At 70.1% G+C, this 12,120-nt stretch carries 7 protein-coding genes; 4 read left to right on the forward strand and 3 right to left on the reverse strand.

All coding sequences use genetic code 11. The features are described 5' to 3' along the window. Positions 1-8: 8 nt before the first annotated feature. The 4 genes from ACZ6YG_RS11070 (at position 9) to ACZ6YG_RS11085 (ending at position 8,980) form a co-directional block, all read left to right on the forward strand. On the forward strand, positions 9-842 hold the full coding sequence (locus tag ACZ6YG_RS11070) for a sugar phosphate isomerase/epimerase family protein (RefSeq protein WP_148032225.1): 834 nt from the start codon (positions 9-11) through the stop codon (positions 840-842). A 217-nt stretch (positions 843-1,059) separates the two neighbouring features. After that, positions 1,060-4,539 (forward strand): ThuA domain-containing protein, encoded by a 3,480-nt coding sequence (locus tag ACZ6YG_RS11075; RefSeq protein WP_466017866.1) that lies wholly within the window; start codon positions 1,060-1,062, stop codon positions 4,537-4,539. 122 nt (positions 4,540-4,661) lie between these two features. Continuing rightward, the gene (locus ACZ6YG_RS11080) at positions 4,662-7,448 is read left to right on the forward strand and encodes a glycosyl hydrolase family 95 catalytic domain-containing protein (protein ID WP_466017867.1); all 2,787 of its coding nucleotides are present in this window, start codon (positions 4,662-4,664) and stop codon (positions 7,446-7,448) included. A gap of 230 nt (positions 7,449-7,678) precedes the next feature. Continuing rightward, positions 7,679-8,980 carry a TrkH family potassium uptake protein gene (locus ACZ6YG_RS11085; RefSeq protein ID WP_148032222.1) on the forward strand — a complete coding sequence of 434 codons (1,302 nt, stop codon included), beginning with the start codon at positions 7,679-7,681 and terminating at the stop codon, positions 8,978-8,980. 23 nt (positions 8,981-9,003) lie between these two features. Here the strand turns inward: ACZ6YG_RS11085 and ACZ6YG_RS11090 are convergent, their stop codons facing one another. Genes ACZ6YG_RS11090 through ACZ6YG_RS11100 form a run of 3 tightly spaced genes read right to left on the reverse strand, consistent with a single transcriptional unit; the run spans position 9,004 to position 12,087 of the window. After that, a complete protein-coding gene (locus ACZ6YG_RS11090; protein WP_466017868.1) occupies positions 9,004-10,560 on the reverse strand; it encodes an ABC transporter permease in 1,557 nt (518 codons plus the stop codon). Next, entirely contained in the window at positions 10,557-11,429 is an 873-nt protein-coding gene (locus ACZ6YG_RS11095; RefSeq protein ID WP_364227887.1) for an ABC transporter ATP-binding protein, read from the reverse strand. Before ACZ6YG_RS11095 ends, ACZ6YG_RS11090 begins: the two co-directional genes overlap by 4 nt. After that, the gene (locus ACZ6YG_RS11100) at positions 11,422-12,087 is read right to left on the reverse strand and encodes a TetR/AcrR family transcriptional regulator (protein ID WP_466017869.1); all 666 of its coding nucleotides are present in this window, start codon (positions 12,085-12,087) and stop codon (positions 11,422-11,424) included. The genes ACZ6YG_RS11095 and ACZ6YG_RS11100 overlap by 8 nt, the downstream gene beginning before the upstream one ends. Positions 12,088-12,120 lie beyond the last annotated feature (33 nt).

Here is a 12,120-nt window from a genome sequence, read left to right on the forward strand (position 1 = left end):
GGGACGCCATGTTCTCCATCGGAGTGAACACCTGGGTCTGGGTCTCCCCGCTGACCGACGACGAACTGGCGCGGCTCGCGCCCCGCGTCGCCCGGTGGGGCTTCGACGTCATCGAACTGCCCGTCGAGCGGCCCGGCGACTGGAACCCGGACAAGGCCGCGGCGGTGCTGGCCGAGCACGGGCTGGCCGCGTCCGTGGTGCTCGTCATGCCGCCGGGGCGCGAGCTCGTGGCCGCGTCCCCGGGGACCGTCCGCGACACCCAGGACTATCTGCGGCACTGCGTCGACGTGGCGGTGACCGTCGGCTCCCCGGTGATCGGGGGGCCGGCGTACGCCTCGGTCGGCCGTACGTGGCGGCTCTCGCCGGACGAACGCCGGGGGGTCTACGCCGAGTTGCGCGAGCATCTGCGGCCCGTCCTGGACCATGCGGCCGAGCGCGGGGTGAAGCTCGCCGTCGAGCCGCTCAACAGGTACGAGACCAGCCTCGTCAACACCGTCGAGCAGGCGCTCGAGGCGCTGCCCGAGGACTGCCACCTGGCACTCGACGTCTACCACATGAACATCGAGGAGAAGGACCCCGCCCAGGCGGTGCGGCTGGCGGCGGATCGCATCGCGCACGTGCAGGTGTGCGGCACCGATCGCGGCACGCCGGGAGCCGACCGCTTCGACTGGCCGGGCTTCACCCGGGCCCTGCGCGACACCGGCTATCGGGGGCCGCTCGTCATCGAGTCGTTCACCGCGCACAACCGGACCATCGCCACCGCGGCCTCCGTCTGGCGGCCCCTCGCGGAGAGCCAGGACAGGCTGGCCGTGGACGGCCTCGCCTACCTTCGGACCCTGTGATTGAAAGTTTCATACTTATCCTGCTGGGTGGAAGCGGGTGCGGTAGCGACCTTCGGCACGTTGACCTGCTGTTATCGATGGGTACTCGCCGGATAGGTGGACAAGGCCGGTTTCCCAACTCTGAATAAGCAGGCTTAATGGGTCTGTGGCGAGGCGACACGCCTCACGTCCTCCCTCCGACTCCGACCTGTTGCCGGCACCCCCCAGGAGATCCTTCATGCGAAGATCACGCCTGTTCCCCGCCTTGGTCGCAGCCCTGTCAGGGCTGTTGATGTCCTTGTCGCCGCAGGTGGCGCAGGCGGCCGCGCCGTTCAGGGTGCTGCTGTTCACCGAGACGGCGAGCGGCGCCTACCGGCACGACTCCATCCCCGCGGGTGTCGCGATGTTCCAGCAGCTGGCGGCCGACAACGACTTCCAGCTCGACCACAGCGAGAACTCCGCCGTCTTCACGCCCGCGACCCTGAACACCTACGACGCGGTGATCATGCTTCAGACCAGCGGCATGGTGTGGGACAACGACGCCCAGCGTCAGGCCTTCCAGGCCTACGTGCGCGCCGGCCACGGCGTCGTCGCGATCCACAACGCCACCGACATGAACATCGAGGCGCAGTTCCCCTGGTGGGACCAGGTCGTCCTGGCGGGCGCCCACATGACCGCGCACTCGTCGATCCTCCAGGGCACCGCCAAGGTGGCCGACAAGGCCCACCCCTCCACGGCAGGGCTGCCCGACCGGTGGGTGCGGGCGGAGGAGTGGTACAACTTCGACAAGAACATGCGGGGCTCGGTGCACGTGCTGGTGACCGCGGACGAGACCACGTATGACGCGGGGCCGAGCAAGATGGGCGTCGACCACCCGATCTCCTGGTGTCACAACCCGGAGGGCGGCCGGGTGTGGGCCACCGCGATGGGCCACCAGGCCTCCTCCTACGCGGAGCCCCTGTTCCGGCAGCACCTGCTGGGCGGCGTGCGGTGGGCGGCGGGCGATGCGCCGGGTGACTGCGGCGGCACGGTCGCGGCCCGGTTCCAGAAGGTGACCCTCGACGGCGCACCGGACCAGCCGATGGAGCTCGACGTGGCCGCCGACGGCAGGGTCTTCTACATCTCGCGCTCCGGCAAGATGAACATGATCCCCGCCAACGGCGGGGGCACGCGCGTCATCGGCACCCTGCCGGTGTACGACGGCGGCGAGGACGGCGGCATCGGGCTGGCGCTGGATCCGAGCTTCGCCACCAACGGCTGGATCTACGTCAACTACTCGCCGTTGAACGGCGGTGAGGTGAACCGGGTGTCGAGGTTCACCTTCAACGGGACCAGCCTCGACCTGGCGAGCGAGAAGAAGATCATCGAGGTTCCGGCGTACCGCAACGTCGACGAGCCCGGCCACACGGGCGGCTACCTCGCGTTCGGGCCGGGCGGGAACCTGTACATCGGCCCGGGTGACGACACCAATCCCAACGGATCCAGCGGGTACGCCCCGATCGACGAGCGGCCCGGCCGGGAGCATTACGACGCTCAGCGGTCCTCCGCCAACACCAACGACCTGCGCGGCAAGATCCTGCGCATCCACCCCGAGCCCGGCGGCACCTACACGATCCCGTCCGGCAACCTGTTCGCGCCCGGCACCGCCAAGACCCGGCCGGAGATCTACGCGATGGGCTTCCGCAACCCGTTCCGCTTCTCGGTCGACAAGGTGACGGGCTGGATCTCGGTGGGCGACTACGGACCGGACGCGGGCGCCGCGAACCCCGGCCGCGGTCCCGAGGGCACCGTCGAGTGGAACCTGATCAAGCAGCCCGGCTTCTACGGCTGGCCGTACTGCGTCGGCGACAACCTCCCGTTCAACGACTACAACTTCGCCACCAACACCTCCGGCCCGAAGTTCACCTGCTCGGCACCGGTCAACGACTCGCCCAACAACACCGGCCTGACCAACCTGCCCGCGGCCAAGCCCGCGACCGTGTGGTACGACTACCACGCCTCGGCCCAGTTCCCCGAGATCAACTGCTGCGGCGGCGCCGCCCCGATGGGCGGCCCGTTCTACCGCCATGACCCGGCCAGCGGTTCGGACCGGAAGTTCCCCGCGTACTTCGACGGCACGCCGTTCTTCTACGAATGGAGCCGCAACTTCGTCAAGGAGTTCCGCCTCGACTCCTCGGGCAACCTCCTGAAGATCAACCCGTTCGTGGCGCAGATCGCCCCGCGCGCGCCGATCGACATGAAGTTCGGGCCGGACGGCGCCCTGTACATGGCCGACTGGGGCAACGGCTTCGGCCACGCGAACACCGATGACAGCATCTACCGGGTCGACTACGTGGCCGGGAACCGCGCGCCCCTGGCCAAGGCGAGCGCCGAACCCGACTCGGGCACGGCACCGCTGGTGGTGGCGTTCTCCTCGGCCGGCTCAACCGACCCCGACGGCGACCCGATCACCTACGCGTGGGACTTCGGCGACGGCGGGACCTCCACCAGCGCCAACCCCTCTCACACCTACACCGCCAACGGCACCTTCACGGCCAGGCTGACCGTACGGGACGCCGGCGGGAAGACGGGCAGCGTCACGGTGCCCATCGTCGTCGGCAACACCCGTCCCGGGGTGACCTTCTCGGCCCCGCCCGACGGCGGGTTCATCGACTTCGGCGACCGGGTGGACTACACGGTGAACGTCACCGACGCCGAGGACGGCGCCGCCGACTGCACCAAGGTCAACGTGATCACGGCGCTCGGCCATGACCAGCACGCCCACGACACCGGCCAGTACACCGGTTGCTCCGGGACGGTCACGACCACCGCCTCCGGCCATGACGAGGCCTCCAACGTCTACTACGTCCTGTCCGCCGACTACACCGACAGCGGCGGCCTGAAGGGCTCCGCCGGCCTCACCCTGCAGCCGAAACACAAGCAGGCCGAGCACTTCACCGGCTCGTCCGGCATCCGCGTCGTCGACGAGTCCGGAGCCGAAGGCGGCAGGCGCATCGGCGACATCTCCAACAACGACTGGATCTCCTTCAGCCCGATCAACCTGTCCGGGATCGACACGGTGTCCTTCCGCGTCTCGGCGCCGTCCAGCACCGGCGCGTCCATCGAACTGCGCGCCGACTCGCCGACCGGGGCCCTCCTCGCCTCCAGCCCCGTGCCGGCGACCGGGGGATGGAACACCTACGTGTCGCTGTCCCCGGTGCGGGTCACCGACCCCGGTGGCACCCGCAATGTCCACGTGGTGTTCAAGGCGCCGTCCGCGAACGCGTTCGACCTGGACTCCGTCACCTTCAACGGCACGGGCGTCGGGCAGGGCGACGGCCCGCCCCCGGGCGGCACGAGCGCGCTGCGGGGCGTGGCGTCGAACCGGTGCCTGGACGTCAACGGCGCCTCCCAGGCGAACGGCGCGCAGGTGCTGATCTGGGACTGCAACGGCCAGGCGAACCAGCAGTGGACCGTCACCAGTGCGGGTGAGTTGCGGGTGTACGGCGGCAAGTGCCTGGATGTGAACGGGGCCGGGACGGCGGACGGGACCGCGGTGATCATCTGGGACTGCAACGGCCAGAACAACCAGAAGTGGCGCCTCAACACCGACGGCAGCATCACCGCGGTCGGCGCGAACAAGTGCCTGGACGTCAGCGGCGCCGGCACCGCCAACGGCACCAGGACGCAGATCTGGACCTGCCACGGCGGCGCCAACCAGAAGTGGACCCGCGTCTGATCCCCTGCGACGCCCGCGTGAGCCGGGGACCGACCACCACTCCGTAGGAAACGGGATGCGAGATGTCTGATCTATCACGAAGGCAAGTCCTCAGATTCGGCGCGGCCGGAGCCGGAGCCTTCATGCTGCCGCCGGCATGGACCGCCGCCGCCCGGGCCGCCTCGGCGCCCCCTCCTGAGGTGAGCGCCGCGAACGATCTGGCCCTCTGGTACGACGAGAGCGCCGGCACGGACTGGCTGCGGGCGCTCCCGATCGGCAACGGCCGCCTGGGCGCCATGGTGTTCGGCAACGTCGACACCGAGCGGTTGCAGCTCAACGAGGACACCGTCTGGGCCGGTGGACCGTACGACCAGAGCAATCCCCGAGGGGCGGCGGCGCTGGGCCAGATCCGGCAACTGGTCTTCCAGAACCAGTGGAGCCAGGCCCAGACGATGATCGACCAGAACATGCGGGGAAACCCTGTGGGACAGCTGGCCTACCAGACCGTCGGTGATCTGCGGCTCGGCCTCGGCAGCGCCTCCGGGGTCGCGGAGTACAACCGTCATCTGGATCTCACCACGGCCACCACCGCCGTGTCCTATCTGCAGAACGGCGTCAGGTACCGGCGCGAGGTGCTCGCGAGCGCGCCCGATCAGGTGATCGCCGTCCGCCTGACCGCCGACAGGCCGGGCTCGATCACGTTCTCCGCGACCTTCGGCAGCCCGCAACGGGCGACGCGCTCCAGCCCGGACGGGACCACGGTCGCGCTCGACGGCGTCTCGGGCGACATGGAGGGAGTGGTCGGCTCGGTCCGCTATCTGGCGCTGGCGCGGGCCGTCGCCGAGGGCGGCAGCGTCAGCAGCTCCGGCGGCACCCTGCAGGTCAGGTCCGCCAACAGCGTGACGCTGCTGGTCTCCATCGGCTCCAGTTACCGTAACTTCCGCGACGTCGGCGGCGACTACCAGGGCATCGCCCGGCGCCATCTCGACGCCGCCACCGGCAGGACCTACGACGACCTGCGCGGCCGGCACGTCGCCGACTACCAGCGGTTGTTCGGGCGCACCACGCTCGACCTCGGCCGCACCGCGGCAGCCGACCAGCCGACCGACGTGCGGATCGCCCAGCACGCGAACACCGACGACCCGCAGTTCTCCGCGCTGCTGTTCCAGTACGGCCGATATCTGCTGATCTCCTCCTCCCGGCCGGGCACGCAGCCGGCCAACCTCCAGGGCATCTGGAACGACTCGCTCACCCCGGCCTGGGACTCGAAGTACACCATCAACGCGAACCTGCCGATGAACTACTGGCCGGCCGACACGACGAACCTGTCCGAGTGCTACGAACCGGTGTTCGCGATGCTCGACGAACTCGCGGTCAGCGGCGCCCGGACGGCCCGCGTCCAGTACGACGCCGGCGGTTGGGTGACCCATCACAACACCGACGCGTGGCGGGGGACGTCGGTCGTCGACGGCGCGTTCTGGGGCATGTGGCAGACCGGCGGAGCGTGGCTGGCCACCCTCGTCTGGGACCACTACGGTTTCACCGGCGACCTGGAGTTCCTCCGGCGCTACTACCCCGCGATGAAAGGCGCCGCGCAGTTCTTCCTGGAGACCCTCGTGCAGGAACCTCAGCTCGGGTATCTGGTCACCAACCCGTCGAACTCTCCAGAACTGGCCCACCACGCGGGCGTCAGCGTCTGCGCCGGCCCCACCATGGACAACCAGATCCTGCGCGACCTGTTCGACGGCTGCGCCCAGGCCTCCCAGACGCTCGGCGTCGACGCCGACTTCCGGGCGCGGGTCCTGGCCGCCCGGGACCGGCTACCGCCGATGAAGATCGGCTCGCGCGGCAACATCCAGGAGTGGCTGTACGACTGGGTCGAGACCGAGCCCGCCCACCGGCACATCTCCCACCTCTACGGCCTGCACCCCAGCAACCAGATCACCAAGCGCGGCACCCCGGCGCTGTACACCGCCGCCCGGCGCACCCTCGAACTCCGCGGGGACGACGGGACCGGCTGGTCCCTGGCCTGGAAGATCAACTACTGGGCGCGGATGGAGGAGGGCGCTCGTGCGCACGCGCTGCTCCGCCTCCTGGTGACGACGGCCCGGCTGGCGCCGAACATGTTCGACCTGCACCCGCCGTTCCAGATCGACGGCAACTTCGGCGCCACGTCCGGCGTCGCCGAGATGCTGCTGCAGAGCCACAACGGCGAGCTGCACGTGCTGCCGGCCCTGCCGCCGGCCTGGCCGAACGGCACGGTACGGGGTCTTCGAGGACGCGGCGGCCACACCGTGGACGCGACCTGGAGCTCCGGCGGGGCCACCGAGATCCTCCTGAGGTTCGACCGTGGCGGGACGGTCAACGTACGCGCCCGGATCTTCGCCGGGACCTACCAGGTGGTCGACACCACGACCGGCGATGCCGTCAGCGTCGCCAAACCCGAGAACGACGTCATCAGACTGACCGGTCAAGCCGGTCGTACGTACCGCATGACCGGGTCCGGCCCCGCGCCCGCGAGCCACGTGCGGATCACCAACGCGACCACCGGCCTGGTGCTGGACAGCGGCGGGAACGTCGCCTCCGGGTCGAACCTCAAGCAGTGGAACTGGGACGGCAGCACCAACCTGCAGTGGCAGCTCGTGGACCTGGGCGGCGGCTGGTACCGCATCGTCAACCGCACCAACGCCATGGTCATCGACAGCTGGGGCAACACCGCCAACGGCGCCAACGCCCGGCAGGCGGCCTGGAACGGCGGCGCCAACCAGCAGTGGCGACTCAACAGCACGGGCAACGGCCGCCACCAGATCATCAACCGGGGCACCGGCACCGCCCTGGACGGCATGGGCAACAGCACCGCCGGCTCCACCGTCGCTTTGTGGACGCCGAACAGCAGCACCAACAACCAGTGGACGATCATGAGCACCTGACCGTCCATACCCGTCCGTGGCACGGTGCGCGGTTGGCGGCTATGCCGTGCTGCGCTACGGTATGCGCGGAGTGCCGGGAAGCCTGGTCGGCGGCGTCTTCAGCCGTACGACTCCACGGGGGCTCCCTGATGCGTGGCTCATGGCCTGCTGCCCAGCAGCCGGCGAGGGCGGGTAACCGGAAGGCACGGCGCCGGCCCGCGGTGCCGGGCCGCGGCCGGCACCCGGCGGTGATGATCTCGGTGGGATTCGGGACCGCTGTGCTGATCGGCACGCTGCTGCTCGGCCTCCCGCTGGCCACCACCGAGGGCGACTCCTCCCACTGGCTCACCGCGCTGTTCACCGCCACCTCGGCCGTCTGCGTGACCGGCCTGATCGTGGTGGACACCGAAACGCACTGGTCGGTGTTCGGCGAGGTGGTGATCGTCTTTCTCATCCAGGTGGGCGGTCTGGGCATCATGACACTGGCCACGCTGATCATCGTGATGATCTCGGGCCGGATCGGCCTGCGCGCCCGCCTGTCGGCCCAGTTGGAGACCAAATCGGTGGTCGCCGCCGACCTTCGCCGGGTTCTGCGGAAGGTGGTGATGTTCAGCATCGTCTGCGAGGCCGCCGTCGCGGTGGTCCTCACGGTCCGCTTCGTCACCGGATACGGCGAGCCGCTCGGCCGGGCAGCCTACCTGGGCCTCTTTCACTCGGTGTCGGCCTTCAACAATGCCGGCTTCGCCCTGTGGCCCGACAGTCTGATGCGCTTCGTCGCGGATCCGTGGATCTGCCTGCCCGTGGCACTGGCTGTCGTCGTCGGCGGGCTCGGCTACCCCGTCGTCTTCGAACTCCTGCGGACCTGGCGGCATCCGGGCCGCTGGTCGATCCTGACCCGGGTCACCGTCGGCTTGAGCGTGGTCCTCCTCGGCGGCGGTACGTTGACGTTCCTGGCGATCGAGTGGCACAACCCCGCCACGATGGGCCCGCTGGATGATTCCGGCAAGCTGCTGGCGGCCTTCTTCGCCGCCGTCATGCCACGCTCCGGGGGCTTCAACTCCATCGACATCGGCCAGATGAACCCCTCCTCCTGGCTGCTCACCGACGTGCTGATGTTCATCGGCGGCGGCAGCGCCGGCACCGCGGGCGGGATCAAGGTCACCACGTTCGGGTTCCTGGTGTTCGCCATCTGGTCGGAGCTGCGCGGCGAGCACCAGGTCAACATCGGCCACCGCCGCCTGCCGTCCACCACCCAGCGTCAGGCGCTGTCCATCAGCTTGATCGGCGCTATCCTGGTCACGTTCTCCACCTGGCTCATGCTGATGATCTCTCCGCACAGTCTCGACCAGGTGCTGTTCGAGGTGATCTCGGCCTTCTCCACCAACGGCCTGTCCACCGGCATCACCGCCGACACCACGCTGGCCGGGCATGTGCTGCTCAGCGTGCTGATGTTCATCGGGCGCATCGGCCCGCTGACGCTGGGCTCCGCGCTCGCCCTGAAGCAGCGCACTCGTCGTTACGAGCTGCCGGAGGAGAAGGTGATCGTCGGCTGACACCGGCACCGGTCACAGGAGGTTCACAGGGTCAGATCGCGGCGGCGGAGCCCGTACAGACCCACCGCGGCCAAGCCTGCCGCCACGACGGTGAGCCCGGCCAGCGTGCCCGGTCCAGGGCTGGCCAGGGTGGAGTAATGGACGTGGGCGAACGGGGAGATCATGAAGAGCGAGTCGTTCACCAGGCCGACCTCCCAGGCGACTTCGAGGGCGATGGTCAGGACCAGGGCGGTCCACCCCACGACCGCTCCGGCCCGCCGGAACAGCCCGAACGCCGCCACGGCGATCCCGGCCATCACCCAGATGCCGGGCAGGATGACCGTGGTGAGGGCCAGCCCGCCGGCGAAGTCGCCGGTGCCGAGGCCCAGCGCGAGGCCGGCGATCACCAGCATGGCGACGGGGACCGTCACCGCGAACAGGAGATGGGCAGCCGCCCACCGGGTCCGGCTCACCGGGCCGGACAGGAAAAGCTCGGTGGCCTCGTCGCCCCGCAGGCGCAGCACCGTCATGATCGCGTACAGGGAGACGGAGAACACCGCCAGCTCGTACACGACGAGCTTGAAGAAGATCCGCGCGGGATCGTCCTCTCCCGTGCGCCCGCCCCAGTAGTCCAGCGCTCCGCTCTGACCGAACGTCTCGACGGCGGTCTGCCCGCCGAGCCCGAGCCCCGCGCCGATGAAGGCGGCGCCCGCGATCCACGCCAGTGCCGCGCCCCGGTGCGTCCGCCAGGCCAGCCCGAGCGGTCCGCGCAGACCGGCCGGCGCGCGGGCGGGGCCGAGGCGGGGCGGCAGCAGGCCGGCGCCGAGGTCGCGGCGGGCCGACAGCGCGTAGGCCGCCCACGCCATGGCCGCGACAAACGCCGCGACCAGCGCGAACACCCACCACTGCTCGCCGCCGAAGGCGCGCGCCCGCAGGAACCAGCCGTTCGGTACGAGCCAGCCCAGCCATTCCATCCCGGGGCCGCCCAGGTCGCTGACGCCCCGGACGAGGTAAGCCGCGAAGAACACGGTGAAGGCCGCGGCTCCGGCCACGCGGGCGCTCTGGGTCAGCTGCACGGCCACCGCGGCCAGCGCGGCCCCGACCCAGCCACCCGACGCGGCGGTCAGGCCCCAGGCGAGGGAGCCGGCCGGAGGGAGCCCGGCGCTCACGCCGACCACCGCGATCAGTGCGGCGAGCACCAGGTTCGCGCCCAGCACGACGGTGAGGGCGGCGGTCAGCGGGGCGCGCCGTCCCACGGCGGCCGAGCCGACGAGCTCCCGCCGCCCTTGCTCCTCGTCGGAGCGGGTGTGCTTGACCAGGAGGACGATGCTGGCCAGGGCGGCGAAGATGGTGGTGGCGGCGGCCCGCTGCTGGGCGGCGGCGGCGCCCACGCTGTCGCCGTACGCGGGTCCCTGCAGCAGGAGGATGACGGGGTTCCGCGCGATCTCCTCGACGTAGTGCAGGACCGCGTCCCGGGTGGGGAGCAGTTGCCGGATGGTGGTCACCGTGGTCGCGACGAAGAGGGCGACGGACAGGATCCACAGCGGCTGCCAGACGCGGTCGCGACGCAGGATCAGCCGGATCAGCGCTGTCGTGTTCATCGGTAGTGCCTCATGAACAGCTCTTCGAGAGTGGGCGGCTGGGCGGTGATGTCGCGCACGCCGTACTGCGCCAGGTGGGCCAGCACGTCGCCGATGTGGTCGGTGTCGGCCTGGAAACGCACCCGGCCGCCGTCCGTGCTCAGGTCGTGGACATGGGGGAGTCCACCGGCCGGGACCCTGGCGAGTTCGGCCGTGACGGAGACGCGTGTGAGATGGCGCAGCTGCGCGAGGGTGCCGGCCTCCACGATGCGGCCGTCGCGGATGATGCTCACCCGGTCGCAGAGCGCCTCGACCTCGGCGAGGATGTGGCTGGAGAGCAGGACCGTGCGGCCCTTGCGCCGTTCTTCCGCGACGACCTCGCGGAAGATCGCCTCCATCAGCGGATCGAGGCCGGAGGTCGGCTCGTCCAGCAGGAGCAGCTCCACCTCGGAGGCGAGCGCGGCGATCAGCGCGACCTTCTGCCGGTTGCCCTTGGAGTAGGTCCGGGCCTTCTTACGGGGATCCAGGGCGAAACGCTCGATCAGCTCGTCGCGCCGCCTGGCGTCGGTGCGGCCGCGCAGCCGGCCGAGCAGGTCGATCACCTCGCCGCCGGACAGGCTCGGCCATAGGGTGACGTCGCCGGGGACGTAGGCGAGCCGCCGGTGCAGCTCGACGGCGTCGGCCCAGGGGTCGCCGCCGAGCAGCCGGACCTGGCCGCCGTCCTTGCGCAGCAGGCCGAGGAGGATGCGCAGGGTCGTGGTCTTGCCGGCGCCGTTGGGACCGAGGAAGCCGTGCACCTCTCCTTCCCGCACGGTCATGTCCAGGCCGTCCAGCGCGCGGACCCGGCCGAACTCCTTGGTCAGCCCGTGGATCTCGATCACGTCAGTCACGGGGGTGCTCCTTCATGTGGTGATCGGTGACGGCCTGGCGGACCTGGTCTCCGGGTCCCGAGGTGATCCACTGCCCCAGGTGCGCGTAGACGTCGGCCATGGCGATGCCGAGCCGGGGGAGATTCGTCCTGCTCAGCGCGTCGACGCCCATCCGGCGGGACAGGTGCGCGTGGAGCACGATCGTGCTGAGGTGCATCGCCGCCATCACGGCGGCGCGTTCGCGCACCTTGGCCTCGTGCGGGGGGAAGTCGTCCGGCCAGTTCTCCATGAGGAACCGCTCGGCGGCGTCGGCGCCTTCGTCGAACAACACCGCCGCCACGCCCCAGCCCTCGGCCAGGGCCCGGGCGAGGTAGCGGACGCTGAGCTCGTTCGCCTCGTACATGCCCTGGATGACGTCGGGGGTGACCTCGACGCCGTCCTGGACCTGGCCCGCGGCGCCCAGCATGGTGGCACGGACGTGCGCGTCGCAGGCCTCCCGCAGTCCTTCTTTGGAGCCGAAATGATGCTGCACCAGGCCGACCGAGACACCGGCGGCGTCGGCGACGGCCTTCAGCGTCGCCCCCTTGAAACCGCGCTCGGCGAACTCCGCCAGGGCCGCGTCGCGGATCCGCGCGCGAGCGGTCAGATCCTCGGGCGGTCGATCATAGGCTGAACACATGACCCGGATCCTATATGGACATATTGTTTCCGG

This window comes from Nonomuraea sp. NPDC054003, from assembly GCF_055585125.1.